14 protein-coding genes are annotated in these 14,912 nt (G+C 64.1%); 5 read left to right on the top strand and 9 right to left on the bottom strand.

The genetic code is table 11. The features are described from left to right. Positions 1-12: 12 nt before the first annotated feature. From RMR04_RS11780 to RMR04_RS11770, 3 genes are all read right to left on the bottom strand, one after another. Entirely contained in the window at positions 13-462 is a 450-nt protein-coding gene (locus tag RMR04_RS11780; RefSeq protein WP_311914803.1) for a hypothetical protein, read from the bottom strand. Positions 463-1,539: 1,077 nt separating this feature from the next. Then, on the bottom strand, positions 1,540-1,965 hold the full coding sequence (locus RMR04_RS11775; RefSeq protein ID WP_410492258.1) for a YidB family protein: 426 nt from the start codon (positions 1,963-1,965) through the stop codon (positions 1,540-1,542). Positions 1,966-1,981: 16 nt separating this feature from the next. Then, positions 1,982-2,260 (bottom strand): PsiF family protein, encoded by a 279-nt coding sequence (locus tag RMR04_RS11770; RefSeq protein WP_311914801.1) that lies wholly within the window; start codon positions 2,258-2,260, stop codon positions 1,982-1,984. A gap of 296 nt (positions 2,261-2,556) precedes the next feature. On the opposite strand from RMR04_RS11770, the gene RMR04_RS11765 reads away from it, so the two are divergent. Next, positions 2,557-3,399 carry an arylamine N-acetyltransferase family protein gene (locus tag RMR04_RS11765; protein ID WP_311914800.1) on the top strand — a complete coding sequence of 281 codons (843 nt, stop codon included), beginning with the start codon at positions 2,557-2,559 and terminating at the stop codon, positions 3,397-3,399. Positions 3,400-4,211: 812 nt separating this feature from the next. On the opposite strand, the gene RMR04_RS11760 is transcribed toward RMR04_RS11765, so the two are convergent. Then, entirely contained in the window at positions 4,212-5,123 is a 912-nt protein-coding gene (locus RMR04_RS11760) for a dienelactone hydrolase family protein (protein ID WP_311914799.1), read from the bottom strand. A gap of 504 nt (positions 5,124-5,627) precedes the next feature. On the opposite strand from RMR04_RS11760, the gene RMR04_RS11755 reads away from it, so the two are divergent. The 3 genes from RMR04_RS11755 to RMR04_RS11745 all read left to right on the top strand — a co-directional run bounded on the left by RMR04_RS11755 (position 5,628) and on the right by RMR04_RS11745 (position 8,984). Continuing rightward, positions 5,628-5,783, top strand: a complete 156-nt coding sequence (locus RMR04_RS11755; RefSeq protein WP_082358930.1) for a DUF1127 domain-containing protein — start codon at positions 5,628-5,630, stop codon at positions 5,781-5,783. A gap of 224 nt (positions 5,784-6,007) precedes the next feature. Then, on the top strand, positions 6,008-7,417 hold the full coding sequence (gene trmFO, locus RMR04_RS11750) for a methylenetetrahydrofolate--tRNA-(uracil(54)-C(5))-methyltransferase (FADH(2)-oxidizing) TrmFO (protein WP_311914798.1): 1,410 nt from the start codon (positions 6,008-6,010) through the stop codon (positions 7,415-7,417). A gap of 253 nt (positions 7,418-7,670) precedes the next feature. After that, complete coding sequence (locus RMR04_RS11745; protein WP_311914797.1) at positions 7,671-8,984, top strand: MFS transporter; 1,314 nt, start codon at positions 7,671-7,673, stop codon at positions 8,982-8,984. Positions 8,985-9,055: 71 nt separating this feature from the next. Here the strand turns inward: RMR04_RS11745 and RMR04_RS11740 are convergent, their stop codons facing one another. The 5 genes from RMR04_RS11740 to yajC all read right to left on the bottom strand — a co-directional run bounded on the left by RMR04_RS11740 (position 9,056) and on the right by yajC (position 13,476). Then, on the bottom strand, positions 9,056-9,994 hold the full coding sequence (locus RMR04_RS11740) for a phytoene/squalene synthase family protein (RefSeq protein ID WP_311914796.1): 939 nt from the start codon (positions 9,992-9,994) through the stop codon (positions 9,056-9,058). Positions 9,995-10,096: 102 nt separating this feature from the next. Beyond that, positions 10,097-10,474: an Mth938-like domain-containing protein gene (locus RMR04_RS11735; RefSeq protein WP_311914795.1), complete on the bottom strand. Its 378-nt coding sequence runs from the start codon at positions 10,472-10,474 to the stop codon at positions 10,097-10,099. An 86-nt stretch (positions 10,475-10,560) separates the two neighbouring features. After that, on the bottom strand, positions 10,561-11,514 hold the full coding sequence (secF, locus tag RMR04_RS11730; RefSeq protein WP_311914794.1) for a protein translocase subunit SecF: 954 nt from the start codon (positions 11,512-11,514) through the stop codon (positions 10,561-10,563). 29 nt (positions 11,515-11,543) lie between these two features. Continuing rightward, positions 11,544-13,151, bottom strand: coding sequence for a protein translocase subunit SecD (gene secD / locus RMR04_RS11725; RefSeq protein ID WP_311914793.1), 1,608 nt, complete (start codon positions 13,149-13,151; stop codon positions 11,544-11,546). Between the two features lie 55 nt (positions 13,152-13,206). Further along, entirely contained in the window at positions 13,207-13,476 is a 270-nt protein-coding gene (yajC, locus tag RMR04_RS11720) for a preprotein translocase subunit YajC (RefSeq protein WP_311915805.1), read from the bottom strand. Between the two features lie 332 nt (positions 13,477-13,808). On the opposite strand from yajC, the gene RMR04_RS11715 reads away from it, so the two are divergent. Further along, entirely contained in the window at positions 13,809-14,687 is an 879-nt protein-coding gene (locus RMR04_RS11715; RefSeq protein WP_311914792.1) for an ATP-binding protein, read from the top strand. Positions 14,688-14,912: the final 225 nt, after the last annotated feature.

Genomic DNA, 14,912 nt, shown 5'->3' with positions numbered 1-14,912 from the left:
AAAATCCCTTCGCTAATTCTTCGCACCAAAATGTCGCTCGACAGCTTGTATGCCAGTCTTCGTCACGTAGTAGTGACCTGACTTTAGGTGATCGTCCGCGATCATTGCCTTACTAATTGCGACGTTGAAGTCGCGGGGGAAATTAGACGGCAGCCGCTCACGTGCTGACTGAAAACGCGCCTTGATATCTTCGCGAGAGAAGATGTCTTTGCCCTCGTGAACGGCCATATAGTGACCGATGGCGACAATCTGATCCGGCTTGGTAATCGCCTTCGCTTCATCCAAAAACTCGCGCAGAGAGACCTTTTCCGGTTTAGCAATGCCGCCGATATTGGACGTTGAGGTGATTACTGCTTCAGACGGAGAGCTGCCTATAATAATGCCCATGATTGCCGCCACTTTGTTGGCACTCACTTCACGCTCGATGGAAATCCCCGGCCCCGTGAGGGTTATGCTGAACATCTCTTCGATCTCGGAACCTGACACTGGCGCCCCCTTAGATTAACGTTCCATCGGCTAGTTAAGCGCGAAAAAATTACATGTCAATATCCATACATCAATATTGCCACATCGTATGTGGTTATCGGAAATCAAATCATCCGAAATTGGCGCCTAAAGTTGCCCCAAAGAGGTGGCCCGAGTCGGAAACATAACCGCGTCGTACCGGATCGCTTCGCAGCTGTACCATTTGGGGAACATTTTGTATCTCATAAAATATTGATTTATATCAGTTTTTTGCGATAATGTATGCAATTATACAACCGCAAAGAAATCCGGTACGTTGCGATTTGTTTTATAGATCAGAACTCGGAAAGCTTAAAGACCCTGAGGTACCAGAGACGGGCCTGCGCCTGCGGGTGGGGTTACGACCCACTCCCGAGAGCTTCGGGGCGCCGCACTCACAGGATCACGCGCGGAGAACCCTTCTCCCGGATGGGAGAGGGACAGGGGTGGGGGGGCGTGCCATTGATTGTTTGGGTGCAACGCCGCCGCCGTGCCTTCTACTGAAAGGGCACACCCTCATCCGGCGCTGCGCGCCACCTTCTCCCGCCCATCTCGAGCTTACCCGAGATGGGCGGTCTAAGTGTCAAAGTCGGCAACAGCCCACTTTGATGGGGAGAAAGAAGCAGTGCGGGATTCCCTTCTCCCCTGGCGGGAGAAGGTGGATCGGCGTAGCCGAGACGGATGAGGGGGCGCTGTGAGCTCACCATTTAGCCTGAACGCGACGCCAACCGGACAGGGCGCGGCGCCCCCTCATCCGGCGCTGCGCGCCACCTTCTCCCGCGAGGGGGGAAGGAAAAAACTGCAGCGGAAACGCCGGCGGAGATTTCGCGCAGCCGCAGGAACCGCAACGGAGAACCCCTCTCCTGTAAGGAGAGGGGTAGGGGTGAGGTGTAGGCCCCTGGACCAGTGGCGTGATGTCCTCACAGCGAAGCAGCGGTGAGGTCGCGGCCAAAGCGTCAAACGGCCGACCCCTCACCCTGCCCTCTCCCTCCGGGAGAGGGTTCCCCGCGTTAGCTGGACGTCGGATTCTCAGGCTCAAGCGTGCGGCTGCAAGGCCCCGTTCGGGCTCAGCGCGTTGATCAGCGTCGGCAGATGGGCGGCGAGGAAGCCGGCCACCTCATCGGGCGAGCGGTTGAAGGTCGAGGCGATCTTGCCGATGACATTGTCACCGAGCGCCGCCTCGATCTGATCAGCCGTCACAGGCTGGTTGGCGCCGCTGCCAAGCCAGGACGCGACCTGCGGGCCCAGCCCCGAGGCTTGCAGTTTCTCGAGCAGCCCCTGCACCGAGCCGAGGCTGGTGCTGGCCAGGGCTTTTGACAGCAATTCGGGCAGCAGCTGCGCCTCCGCCTGTTCGACAAGGCCACCAAGCGCGCCTTTCAACCCATCAAGCAAACTCATCTCGCCCCACCCCTTTCTGGAAACCTCGAAAGGCCCGCCGCCGGGAGATGGCGGGCGGGCCAGGCTCAGGCTATTTTACTCAGGCTTTCTTGCAAGCGTCGCGGAATTTCTTGCGCTCCTTGCCGTGCAGACCCTTCTGGTCGGCCTGTACAGAGCATTCCTTGGACTTCGCCGTCCGCGTCGCGGGAGCGGCAGCCGTAGGCTTGGCAGCGGCAGGGGCCGTGGTGGTGGCAGGCGCGGTCACCGCCGGCTTGGCGGCGGGCGTTGCCGGTGTGGCGGGCGTCGTCTGCGCACCGGCAAACGACATCGACATCAAAAGCAGGCCGGCAGCACCTGAGAGAATTGAGACGTGTTTCATGATCAACCTCGCTCGGCTTGCCCGATATCGGACAGCGAATGCCAAGGAATGACTTAATAAGGGCAGAAATCGGGCGCGATTGGTTTGCCCGGACGAAGTCATCGCAGGCGCCTTGCTGCCGCAACGGAAGTTTTCACAAGGCGGATACTTGCCAGGCGGATATTTGCGCGGATCCAGCCCGGCCGGCGAACCCCGCCCGCGATTTGCGCAGCGCCGCCACAAGGCGCAACTCTCCCCGCTGAAGCTCGACTCGGCATTGCGCCGCAGCCGGGGACGATGCAACCGACGAGACAACCATGCCTCACAGCGCCGCCCTTTCCGCCTCAGACCTTGCCGCCCCAGACCTTGCCGCCTATCTCGCCCGGATCGGCTATGACGGCGCGGTCGCCCCGACGCGTGCCGCACTGAACGCGCTGCATCTCCTGCACCCGCAGGCGATCCCTTTTGAGAATCTCGACCCGCTTTCGGGCCGCACGCCGCCGCTCGACCTGCCGGCGCTCGTCGCGAAACTCGTGCATTCCCAACGCGGCGGCTATTGCTTCGAGCAGAACACCCTGTTCAAGGCCGTGCTGGAGGCCTTCGGCTTCACGGTCGCGCAGATGTCGGGTCGCGTCATGCTCGGCAAGCCCGAGGAGGCTCAGGTTGCGCGCACCCACAAGCTGCTGCGCCTGACCTGCGAGGGACAGGATCTGCTCTGCGATATCGGCCTTGGCGGCCAGGTCCTGACCGGCCCGATGCGGCTCGTCCCCGAAATCGAGCAGCCGACCCCACACGAGCCCTACCGGCTCGACCGCAGCGGCGAGATCTGGTGGCTGCGCGCAAAGGTCGCCGGCGAATGGCGCCTGATCTACCGCTTCACCCTCGACGAAACCTGGCCAATCGACGACCAGCTCGCCAACCATTATGTCGCGACCCACCCCGCCTCGCATTTCACCCACAGCCTGATCGCCGCCCGCGTGCTGCCGCAAGGCCGGCTCGCCCTATTGAACCGGCGCCTATCGGAGCATCGGCTGGGCGAACCGTCGGTCATTCAGGAGATCGCGGACGATGCCGCGCTCAGGGCCGTGCTGGCGCAGCGCTTCGGGATTGAGGTCGAGGATGAGGCCTGGGCGAAGGCAGTGGGCAATATCGCGGGGTGAGCGCGGGCGCCGCGTCCGTCATGGTCGCCCTTGTGGCGACCATCCACGTCTTTGCTGGTCGAAGGCAGTGTTCAAGACGTGGATGCTCGAGACAAGCCCGAGCATGACGGAAAGAGCGCGGACGCAGCGCCTTGCCTGTGCAGGCCGGGATGAACCGCGCCACGTTCCCGCGAGCCCGGTTCAAGGATGTGGGGCAGCACCGGAGCGGTGCAAAATAGCAGCCAGATTATTCAGCGATGCCTTTGCGGCAGGGGTAGGAAATTGCGAATTTGCGCAAGTGTCAGCAGCACCCTAAGGTTGCATTTATGCGGTAGACCTCATCTAAAGATAAGGACGACTTCAGAATGAATGCTATTTCATTGCTCGGCATCGCATCGCTTTGCAGCATCGGCCTGTCGTCAATGGCTTTCGCCCAGTTCGGCGGGACGCCTCAGGAATGCCGGACGTTCAGGGACCGAGTCTCATGCGCATGCGCGCTCGAGAATGGCGGGAGCGTCTACCCCGACCCTCACCGTCCCGGCCACATGCGCTGGCGGTCGGCGAAGCGCGGCAGCCCGGCACATATGGCGTTCATGAACTGCACCAGCATGAGAGGCGCCCGCTGAGGAGCGGAACGCGGTGCCGGATCGCTCCGCAGGATTCGCTTCTGAGCAAGCGGACTGACCATCGACTTTCCCGTCATGGTCGCCCTTGTGGCGACCATTCACGCCTTCGCCGGTCGAAGGCAGCGTTCAAGACGTGGATGCTCGGGACAAGCCCGAGCATGACGAGAGGGTACGGACGGAAGAGAAGAAGCCCGCCCGCCTCCAGGCTCACACCACCCCGTAGGTCTTGAACCAGGCCAGCATCCGGGTCCAGCCGTCATCGGCCGCCGCCTTGCGGTAGCTCGGGCGGTAATCGGCGTGGAAGCCGTGCGGCGTGTCCGGATAGATCACGATCTCGACCGTCTTGCCGGCCGCCTTGGCCGCGTCACGCTGCTTCTCGACATCCGCCACCGGGATGCCGGTGTCGGCGGCGCCGTAGAGCCCCAGCACCGGGGCCTTGATCTCGCCGACTACATCGGCCGCCGTCTTGGGCTGGATGTCGCTGCGGTTGCCGCCGAGCGGGCCATACCAGGCGACGCCGGCCTTCAGCGCCGGATTATGGGCGCAGTAGAGCCAGACGCCGCGCCCGCCGCGGCAGAAACCGGTGACGCCGAGCTTCTGGATATTGCCCTTCGAGCTGGCCGCGGCCCAGGCCACGCTCGCGTCGAGATCCGACAGCATCTCCGCGTCGGGCTTCTTCGCGATCACGTCGCGCACGATCTGTTGCACGTCGGTCATCTTGGTGAGATCGCCCTGCCGGGCGAAGAGTTCGGGCGCGACGGCACAGTAGCCGAGCTTGGCGAGGCGGCGGCAGGTGTCCTTGATATATTCGTGGACGCCGAATATCTCCTCGATCACGAGGATGACCGGGAACGGCCCTGCCCCGCTCGGCATGGCCCGGTAGCCCGGCATCATGCCGTCGCTGGTCGGGATCTTGACCTCGCCGGCCTCCAGCCCCGTCGCATCGGTGGAAATGGTCTGGCCCTGCACCACGGTGGTGGCGGCGGTGAAGCCGGTGACCAGCCCGGTCATGACGAAGCCACGGCGCGAGAAGGGCTCGCGCACGAGGCCGTCCAGGCCCTCCAGCAGGGGTTTGGCGGCTTTCGCGATGGTGCTGCTCGTCACGGTGCTGCTTGTCATGGCGGTTACTCGCTTATCGGAAGGGGCGGCAGAGTGCGGCGGCGTGGATGCACTGCCAAGGGGCCGGGACGGCGCAATCGGCCGCAAATGGTCACAGCTGCGTGATCGCAAGGCCGACGATCGCGGAAAACGCGAATCTTATCGCGCAAGACCATCTGCTTGGCTGACTCTCTCCTTGCGTCAGCATATGGACCCGGCCTTCACGCATGAACTGAGCAGGCGCAACATGCCTAGAAAGAAGGCAAGGCAGCGATTTATTAACGGCCGACGGTTCGAATGGCGCTAAGATAGGCAGAATCGAACCGACTCTAATGGCCTTGCCAGACCCCCACCGCGGGACGACGCCCGATTTATGAAGCATTTCTTAAATCGACATGCGCAAAGCGCATAACGGAACTGATCTGGCGCCTCTGTTTCAGGCAAGGCTGCTCCCATATATGCAGTGCACAACGAATTCATCGCTGTCAGGGCCAAAAGGCCCCGAAAAAACCGAGGACTTTCACCATGTTCGTCACCATGATTGCTGCCAAGATCCGCTCTTATCTGCGTTACCGTGAGACCGTTCGCGAGCTGTCGCGCCTGACCGACCGCGAGCTGGACGATCTCGGCCTGTCGCGTTCGGAAATCGCTTTCGTCGCGCGGACGCACGCCGCCGTCTGAGCCTTCACGGCTTCTACAAGTAGTTCTCCCGGGTTCGTGTCCTCCCCTCGGACCTGGTCGAAGAGCGAATGCCCGCTTTCGAGCGGGCATTTTGCATTTTGGGCCCTGCATGCGCCCCGATCGCGGCTTCGCGCTGGCGAAAAGCGGCAGCCGATTACCCGATAAGCTCGAGCAAGGCCGATCCATCCCTTGACCGCGCGCGCCTGTGGCGACACATCGCTGGCATGACAGTCAAACCCATACACATCATCGGCGGCGGCTTGGCCGGTTCCGAAGCCGCCTGGCAGGTCGCAGAGGCCGGAGTTCCGGTCGTTCTGCACGAGATGCGGCCAGTGCGCGGCACTGAGGCGCACAAGACGGAAGGTCTGGCCGAGCTCGTCTGCTCCAATTCCTTCCGCTCCGACGATTCGCTGAGCAATGCGGTCGGGCAGCTCCACTGGGAGATGCGCCGGCTCGGCTCGGTGATCATAGCCAAGGGCGACGCGCATCAGGTCCCGGCCGGCGGCGCGCTCGCGGTCGACCGCGACGGCTTCTCGCAAGCCGTGACGGCTGCGCTCGAAGCCCATCCGCTGATCACGATCGACCGCGCCGAGATCGCCGGCCTGCCGCCCGCAGACTGGGACAATGTCATCATCGCCACCGGCCCCCTCACCTCGCCGGCGCTGGCGCAAGGCATCCAGTCGCTCACCGGTGAGGATGCGCTCGCCTTCTTCGACGCCATCGCGCCGATCGTGCATTTCGATTCGGTCGACATGGACCAGGCCTGGTTCCAGTCGCGCTACGACAAGGTCGGCCCGGGCGGCACCGGCGCCGATTACATCAACTGCCCGCTCGACCGCGACCAGTACGAGGCCTTCATCGACGCGCTGCTCGCCGCCGAGAAGACCGAGTTCAAGGAATGGGAGGGCACGCCCTATTTCGACGGCTGCCTGCCGATCGAGGTCATGGCCGAGCGCGGCCGCGAGACCCTGCGCTGGGGACCGATGAAGCCGGTTGGCTTGACCAACAAGCACAACCCGACGGTCAAGGCCTATGCCGTGGTGCAACTGCGCCAGGACAATGCGCTCGGCACGCTGTTCAACATGACCGGCTTCCAGACCAAGCTGAAATATGGCGAGCAGGCCGCGATCTTCCGGATGATCCCGGGGCTGCAGAACGCCGAATTCGCCAGGCTCGGCGGCATCCACCGCAACACCTATCTGAACTCGCCAAAGCTGCTCGACGAGCGGCTGCGCCTGAAGGCGGATCCGCGCCTGCGCTTCGCCGGCCAGATCACCGGCTGCGAGGGCTATGTCGAGAGCGCCGCGATCGGCCTGCTGGCGGGCCGCATGGCCGCCGCCGAGCGCCTTGGCCAATCGCTCACGCTGCCGCCGGCGACGACGGCTCTGGGCGCGCTGGTCAACCACATCACCGGCGGCCATATCGTCACCATCGACGAGGGCCCGCGCTCCTTCCAGCCGATGAACATCAATTTCGGCCTGTTCCCGCATATCGAAGGCCAGGCGACGCATGGCCCCGACGGCAAGAAACTGAAAGGCCCGGCCAAGAGCGTCGCGCGCAAGCACGCGCTGACCGCGCGGGCGAAGGCGGAGATGGAGGCCTGGGCGGGAGGCGTGGCCCAAGCGGCGGAATAGCCGCTTCACACCGACTCGTGACCGCCGCCGCTCCGGGCAGACGGCGGTGAGATCGACCAAAAAGCGCGCGAAATATCGGCGCAGCATCGATCGAATGCTGGAATCCCTCTCGGGTCGGGGCGTCTCGACCAAGCTTCAGTTCCCCAAGGTCACCGCGTTTTCGCATGGCGGGGTGCGGCTGGAGTCGTGGCCGGGCGCGGCGCAGTCGACTACCGATCGGCGATCAGAAGATCGTCGAGGGATGGCCCAGGATATGACACATACCCAAGCCGGCACGCGCCCGGCTGCGAAAGACGCGAATATCCGCAAGGCGGTCATGGCCGCCACCGTCGGCACCGTGATCGAGTGGTATGACTACGCCCTCTATGGCGCCGCCTCCGGGCTGATCATCAACAAGCTCTTCTTCCCGAACCTGTCGCCGACCACCGGCGTGCTGGCCGCCTTCGCCACCTTCGCCGTCGGCTACTTCGCCCGGCCGGTCGGCGGTGTCGTGATCTCCCATATCGGCGACAAGTTCGGCCGCAAGCCGGCCCTCATCCTGACCATCGCACTGATGGGCCTCGCCACCGTGCTGATGGGCCTGCTTCCGACCTATGAGACGGTCGGCCTGATGGCGCCGGTTCTGCTGGTGCTGCTGCGGCTCATCCAGGGTTTTGGCGCGGGCGCGGAACTCGCCGGCGCGATCGTTCTGGTCGCCGAGTACGCGCCGCCGCATCGCCGCGCCTTCTACACCGGCCTGCCGAATGCCGCGACGCTGGTCGGCATCCTGCTGGCAACGCTCTCCTTCCTCGCCATCTCCTACCTGCCCGAAGAGGTGTTGCTCGGCTGGGCTTGGCGCGTGCCGTTCCTGCTGTCGGGCGTGCTCTTCCTCGTCGCGCTCTATATCCGCAAGCATCTCGATGAGACGCCGGAATATGTCGCGGCCATGGCCCGAGCCGACGCCAGCAAGCATGAGCAGAAGGTGCCGATCGGCCAACTCTTTCGCGAAAGCCCGCGCGAGGTGTTCTTCGGCTTCCTGTCGGTGACCGGCCACAATGCCAACGCCTATATCCTTTCGACGTTTTCGCTGAGCTACATGGTCAACACGGTCGGCATGAACCGCACTGACGGGTTGATCGCGGTGTCGATCGGCACGCTGTGCGGCATCGCCGGCGTGCCCTTCCTCGGCACCCTGGCCGATCGGATCGGGCCGGCCAAGGTCTATATCGGCGGCTGTCTCTTCATCCTGCTGATGGCCTATCCGCTCTTTGCCTTGCTGGACACGGGCAGCCTGCCCCTGGCGGCGCTCGGCCTCGGCATCTGCTATGCCGGCGGCTTCGGGGCGACGGCGGGCGCGCAGGGCGCCTTCCTCTCGAACCTGTTCCCGACGCGCTACCGCTTCTCGGGCCTCGCCATGTCGCGGGAGCTCAACGGCGTGCTCGTCGCGGGACCGACGCCCTTCATCGCGGCGTCTCTCGTCGCGGCGGCGAATGGCAGGCCGACTTATGTCGCAGCCTATCTGATGACCTGCTGCGCGCTGGCAATCGTCGCGATCGTTTTGGTCAGGCACCGCTCGATCCACGCATAGGACGCCGCACCCCAGACACGAAAGCCCCCGGTTCTAGCCGGGGGCTTTTCGTATTGATCGCGTTCTCTGGTTCAAGCCGCCGTCCGCGCCGCCCGCCAGATCGTCCATTGCCGCTGCCAGGCCGGCAGCGCGATGATCGTGCGATAGGGGTCGTAGCCGCCGCGCTCCATGCGCTTGAGATAGGGCTCGACCAGCGCGACGGGCAGGAAGGCGGGCGTGACCGCCGAGGGCACCGTCTCGCGCATCTCGCGCAGCTTCTTGAGATGCTTGCGCGCGATCTCGCGCAGTTCCTTCAGCGAATAGAGCACGCCCGGCCCGCCGCGCCCGCGCACGATATCGTCGCGGGTCACGCCGTTGCGGGCGAGGATATCGGCCGGGATGTAGACCTGCCCCGCCGCCGAATGCCAGGGAAAGGCCCGCATCAGCCCGCACAGCGCATAAGCCACGCCGGCATGGCCGCAGGCCGCCGCGCCGCCGGGATCCGTGCCATTGGCGAGGACGATCGAGGCAAGCCGGATCAGGGCGCTCGAGGTCTCCCCGGCATAGCCTTCAAGGTCGCGCAAGGACGGCATCGGATCGTCATAGAGATCGAAGATGCGCGCCTCGATCAGCCCCGTCAGCGGCGCGATCGGCAGACGGTAGCGCGCGACCGCATCGAGCAACGCCGCCGCTACGGGGTGCGCCTGACCCTCGCGCTTGCCGCCAAGATCATTGCCGCCAAGATCCTGGCCACCATGCTCATTGGCCTCGTTCTCCAGCAGGTCGCGCCACCATTGCATGCGCACCTCGCCCGGCAGCGGCTCGCTGACCAGCGCCCGCACGCGGGCGATCTCATGGCTGAAGGCATAGAGCGCAAACAGCGCCGGCCGTTGCGCCTCGGGCGCATAGAGGGCCGCGATATAGCGGTCATGGTCATGCTCGCGCACCAGCGCGGCGCAATGCGCATAAGCCTCCGGCAAGGCCGGCACCACGGTCTTGGAACGATCGTCGGTCTGCGTCGTCTGCGGCATGGTTTCCGCCTTGGCCAGCTCTCGGAGGGAAGGCCTCGCTCAACGCTTAGTCTAGGCCCAGGATGGGGTGCGTGGCTATGCGTTCATCGTCATGGCAGGCGCTCAATCAACCGCGATCAGCGCCGCAGCGACCCGCCGGTCCTCGCCGACCAGCACGTTGTAGGTGCGCGCTGCAGCCCCCGTCGCCATGCCCTCGATGGTGATTCCAGCCTCACGGAACGGGTCGCGCAGGGATGCGGGGATGAAGGCGATGTCGTGCCCCGTACCGATCAGCAGGAAATCGATGCCCTCGGCTTCGTCGAGGACCTGCTGCAGGCTCTCGCGCGTGATCCCCGCAAAGGCCGTCACCGGCCAGATCCGGATGCCCGCCGGCGTCGCCAGGATCGAGCCGCGATGGCTCATATCGGCGAAGCGGAAGCCGCCGGCCCCAAAAGCATCGATCTGATGCCGGCCCGGAACGAAACCGTCGAAGCGAGCCATGATCGATCCATTCCAATCCAACCACAGCCCTCAGCCTTCGAGGCGCCGCTCCGCGGCTCCTCAGGGCGAGGGCTTAAGGCGTGAAATCAGGCTTTAGCCTTGGCCTTGGTGGCAGCGGGAGCCTTTTCCTCGGCGCTTTCCGGGCGGCCGAAGCGCACATCCATGTAGAGCAGCACCGGCGTCGAGACGAACATCGCCGAATAGGTGCAGACCACGACGCCAAACAGCATGACGAGCGCGAAACCCTCGATCGCCGAGCCGCCGAAGAAGACCAGTGCCAGCAAGGACAGGAAGGTCGTCGTCGCGGTCATCGCCGTGCGCGAAAGCGTCGAATTCACGGAAAGGTCGAGCAGTTCGTCGATCGGCATCGTCTTGTAGCGGCGCAGCAATTCGCGCGTACGGTCGAACACCACCACCGTCTCGTTCAAGGAATAGCCGACGATGGTCAGGATCGCCGCGATCGAGGTCAGGTTGAACTCGAGCTGCGTGATCAGGAAGAAGCCGATCGTCAGGACGATGTCGTGCAGCGTGCCCAGGATCGCGCCGATCGCCAAGGGCATCTCGAAGCGGAACCAGAGATAGATCAGCACGCCGACGATCGCGAGCACGATGCCGAGCGTGCCGGCCTGAACCAGCTCGCCGGAGACGCGCGGGCCAACCGTCTCGACACGGCGGAAATCATATGTGCCAGCGAAAGCCTCGCGCGCCTTCGTGACGACGACCTGCTGTGCTGCATCCCCGCCTGGCTGCAGAGCAAAACGCATCGAGAGCTCGCTGCCGCTGCCGAATTCCTGGATCTCAGCTTCGCCAAAGCCAAGTCCATGCGCGGTCGAGCGCACCTGGGCGATCTCGGCCTTGCCATCCTTGGCCTGCATCTCGATCAGGGTGCCGCCCTTGAAGTCGATGCCGAAATTCAGCCCCACCGTCAGGAACAGGGCGATCACCAGCACAGAATAGGCGGCCGAGAACGGATAGCTGAAGCGCCGGAAGCGGACGAATTTGAAGCGGGTATTGTCGGGGACGATGCGAAGCAGACGCATGCGCTATCTCCTGAAAAGGGTTGGCAGCGTCAGAACGGCAGATGCTTGGGCCGGGCCCAGCGATACCACAGCGCGATCAGCATCCGCGTCAGCGTCACGGCCGTGATCACGGTCGTCAGGATGCCGAGGATGAAGACGACCGCAAAGCCGCGCACCGGGCCGGAGCCAAGCGAGAATAGCGCCACGGCCGCGATCAGCATGGTGACGTTGGAATCGATGATGGTGGCAAAGGCGCGCTGGAAGCCCGCCTCCAGCGCCGAGACGAGGTTGCGGCCCTGATGCTCCTCCTCGCGCATGCGCTCATAGATCAGCACGTTGGAATCGACCGCCGTGCCGATGGTGAGCACGATGCCGGCAATGCCGGGCAGCGTCATGGTCGCGCCCAGCAGCGACATCAGCCCGAAGATCAGGCAGACATGGACGAGCAGCGCGATCGAGGCGATCAGCCCGAACACGCCATAGGTGCTCAGCATGTAGAGGATCACCAGCGCGGTTGCGATCAATGTCGCGAGCTTGCCGGCATGGATCGAATCGGCACCGAGGCCGGGGCCGACAGTGCGCTCCTCAACGATCGTCATCTTCGCCGGCAACGCGCCGGCGCGCAGCAGGATGGCGAGATTGTTGACGCTCTCGACGGTGAAGTTACCGGAGATCTGGCCCGAGCCGCCGGTGATCGGCGACTGGACGACCGGCGACGAGATCACCTTGTTGTCGAGCACGATCGCAAGCGCACGGCCGAGATTCTCGGTCGTTGCCTGTCCGAAGCGCTGCGCGCCACGCACATTGAAGCGGAAATTGACGATCGGCTGGCTGGTACGGGAATCGAAGGCCGCCTGCGCGTCGGTCAGATCGGCGCCGCCGACGATGACTTGCCGATTGACCGGCACAAGTGCGCCGCCACTATCGTTCGACGGCAACATGTCGACATCGGTCGCGCCCGGCTCGGCGATGAAACGAAATTCGAGCTTTGCCGTCTCGCCGATGCGCTTCTTGATCTCTTCTGGATCGGCGCCGGGCACTTGGACGAGGATGCGGTCGAGCCCCTGACGTTGGATATTCGGCTCCTTGGTGCCGTCGGGGTCGATACGCCGGCGCAAGACCTCGATCGCCTTGGCGGCAGTATCGCGGATCAAATCATTGATCGCGGCTTCCGAGAACGTTGCCTGGATCAGGCCATCCGGCTGCTCGGTGAAATCGATAGTGGATTGGGAGGACGCGCCGAAGGCTCCGAGCGCGCCCAAAGGCTGGGCCAGTTCGCGCAGTTTCGGTAGCAACTTCGCTCGGTCACCGGCGTCTGCGACGCGCAACTGCACGCCACGCGACGTCAAAGTGATGCCGCCCTGGGCCGAAACGCCCGCTTCGCGGAGCTTCGCGCGAGTGTCGTCGCGCAGCGTCGTGATCTTCGTACGGATCAGGTCGGCGCGGTCGATCTCAAGCAGGAAGTGAGCGCCGCCTTGCAGGTCGAGCCCAAGCACGACCGCGTGGATCGGCAGCAAGAACTTCGGAATCCAGGACGGAGCGCCCTGCTCTATCGCCTTGCGCGTCTCAGGTGAGAACAGGTTCGGCAGCGCAAGACCACAACCGAAGAACAGCACGAGAAGGACGGCGATGACCTTGCGGGCCTGGAAACGAAGCATCTGCTTGAACAGCCTTGTTGTCGCGCGCCGGCTCGCTTTGGAGCCGGAGCGTCGTTCAGCCCTTGACCGGCTCGCCCTTGGCGCGAACTTCCTGGATCATGCCCTTGACCAGCCGGATGCGCACACCCTCGGCGATCTCGGCCTCGATCTCGCCGTCGTCGATGACCTTCGACACCTTGGCGACGATGCCGCCGGAGGTGACCACCGTGTCACCGCGGCGGACGTTCTTGATCATCTCCTGATGCGACTTCACCCGCTTCTGCTGCGGGCGGATGATCAGGAACCACATGATGACGAAAATCAGCACGAAGGGCACGAGCGACATCAATACGCTGTCGGAACCGCCCAGGTTGAGGCCTTGAGCGAAAGCAGGGGTGATCACGAATAGGCTCCTTCATCGCGGCGGCGCAAAAGGCCACCGGCCGCGGGGCGCGGCAAAAGCATCGTCAGGCTTGTCAAAATCGCGCGGACTATAGCCACGGACGCCGGTAAATCAATCTGAGAGCGGCCGGACATCCAGCCGCGCCCCCCACCTATGGGCTCGCCATCATTCGCGCAATGGCCTTGCGCTTTGCATCGAGGTGCAGTTTACCGGATTGTTGAACCGTACCGTCGGGTACGGCTGCCGCGGCTCACCTGTTTCAAGGCGCTTTCCAGATGACCGACATCGCTACCGACCAGACGCTCGCAACGCTCCTGCGCATCGCCTCCGCCCTGGAGCGCATCGCTCCTGCTGCCCGCAAACCGGCTGATCTGACAGTGGCCGACGCCTTCGTCTGGCATCCGTCCGGGGCGGAGCTTGCGCCCGTCGCCAGGGTCAACCGGGTGGCGCTCTCGCTGCTGCGCGGCGTCGACCGCGTGCGCGACACTTTGGCCGAGAACACCGAGCGCTTCGCGCGCGGCCTGCCCGCCAACAACGTCCTGCTCTGGGGCGCGCGCGGCATGGGCAAGTCCTCGCTGGTCAAATCGGTCCATGCCGACACCAACACGCGGCTCAAGAGCGAGGCGCTACCGCTGAAGCTGATCGAGATCCATCGCGAGGACATCGAGAGCCTGCCCGTGCTGATGGCGCTGCTGCGGGCGGACAGGCACCGCGCCATCGTGTTCTGCGACGATCTCTCCTTCGACGGCGACGACACCTCGTACAAATCGCTGAAGGCGGCACTCGACGGCGGCGTCGAAGGGCGGCCCGAAAACGTCGTGTTCTACGCCACATCGAATCGCCGGCATCTGATGCCCCGCGACATGATGGATAATGAGCGCTCGACCGCGATCAATCCAGGCGAGGCGATCGAGGAAAAGGTCTCGCTGTCGGACCGATTCGGCCTCTGGCTCGGCTTCCACAAATGCAGCCAGGACGAATATCTGGCGATGATCGACGGCTATGTCGGCCATTTCGGCCTTAAGGTCGCGCCCGAGGACTTGCGTCGCGAGGCGCTGGAATGGGCGACGACGCGCGGCTCGCGCTCGGGCCGCACCGCCTGGCAATACATCCAGGATCTGGCCGGGCGGCTGGGCAAGCGGCTGGAGGGGTGAGGCGCGGTTGACAGCGTCATTCTCGAGGCTGCGCCCCGAGAATCCCAGCCAGAATGAGGCGCGAATACGAGATGGCCGGATCAAGCCCGGCCATGACGTCTGTGCTCAAAGCAATAGCGGGGCGGCCTTTCCTGGGACCGCCCCGCCTTGTTCCGATCGGTGGGGTCTCGCGGGTACCGATCGAATTCCGGGATCTCGAATGCCAAGATCTCGAATGCCAGGATC

Source organism: Bosea sp. 685 (assembly GCF_031884435.1).
Classification (GTDB): domain Bacteria; phylum Pseudomonadota; class Alphaproteobacteria; order Rhizobiales; family Beijerinckiaceae; genus Allobosea.
Note: the sequence above shows the minus strand (reverse complement) of the source record. Positions and strands in the feature narration are given on the sequence as shown.

What these genes read in the sequence shown, in the direction of transcription:
- RMR04_RS11765 (WP_311914800.1), top strand. Translation starts at nt 2,557, where the DNA reads ATGCCTCACAGCGCCGCCCTTTCCGCCTCAGACCTTGCCGCCCCAGAC.
- RMR04_RS11780 (WP_311914803.1), bottom strand. Translation starts at nt 462, where the DNA reads ATGTTCAGCATAACCCTCACGGGGCCGGGGATTTCCATCGAGCGTGAA.
- secD (WP_311914793.1), bottom strand. Translation starts at nt 13,151, where the DNA reads ATGCTTCGTTTCCAGGCCCGCAAGGTCATCGCCGTCCTTCTCGTGCTG.
- RMR04_RS11740 (WP_311914796.1), bottom strand. Translation starts at nt 9,994, where the DNA reads ATGCCGCAGACGACGCAGACCGACGATCGTTCCAAGACCGTGGTGCCG.
- trmFO (WP_311914798.1), top strand. Translation starts at nt 6,008, where the DNA reads ATGACAGTCAAACCCATACACATCATCGGCGGCGGCTTGGCCGGTTCC.
- yajC (WP_311915805.1), bottom strand. Translation starts at nt 13,476, where the DNA reads ATGTCGCTCGTGCCCTTCGTGCTGATTTTCGTCATCATGTGGTTCCTG.
- RMR04_RS11745 (WP_311914797.1), top strand. Translation starts at nt 7,671, where the DNA reads ATGACACATACCCAAGCCGGCACGCGCCCGGCTGCGAAAGACGCGAAT.
- secF (WP_311914794.1), bottom strand. Translation starts at nt 11,514, where the DNA reads ATGCGTCTGCTTCGCATCGTCCCCGACAATACCCGCTTCAAATTCGTC.
- RMR04_RS11760 (WP_311914799.1), bottom strand. Translation starts at nt 5,123, where the DNA reads ATGACAAGCAGCACCGTGACGAGCAGCACCATCGCGAAAGCCGCCAAA.
- RMR04_RS11770 (WP_311914801.1), bottom strand. Translation starts at nt 2,260, where the DNA reads ATGAAACACGTCTCAATTCTCTCAGGTGCTGCCGGCCTGCTTTTGATG.
- RMR04_RS11755 (WP_082358930.1), top strand. Translation starts at nt 5,628, where the DNA reads ATGTTCGTCACCATGATTGCTGCCAAGATCCGCTCTTATCTGCGTTAC.
- RMR04_RS11735 (WP_311914795.1), bottom strand. Translation starts at nt 10,474, where the DNA reads ATGGCTCGCTTCGACGGTTTCGTTCCGGGCCGGCATCAGATCGATGCT.
- RMR04_RS11715 (WP_311914792.1), top strand. Translation starts at nt 13,809, where the DNA reads ATGACCGACATCGCTACCGACCAGACGCTCGCAACGCTCCTGCGCATC.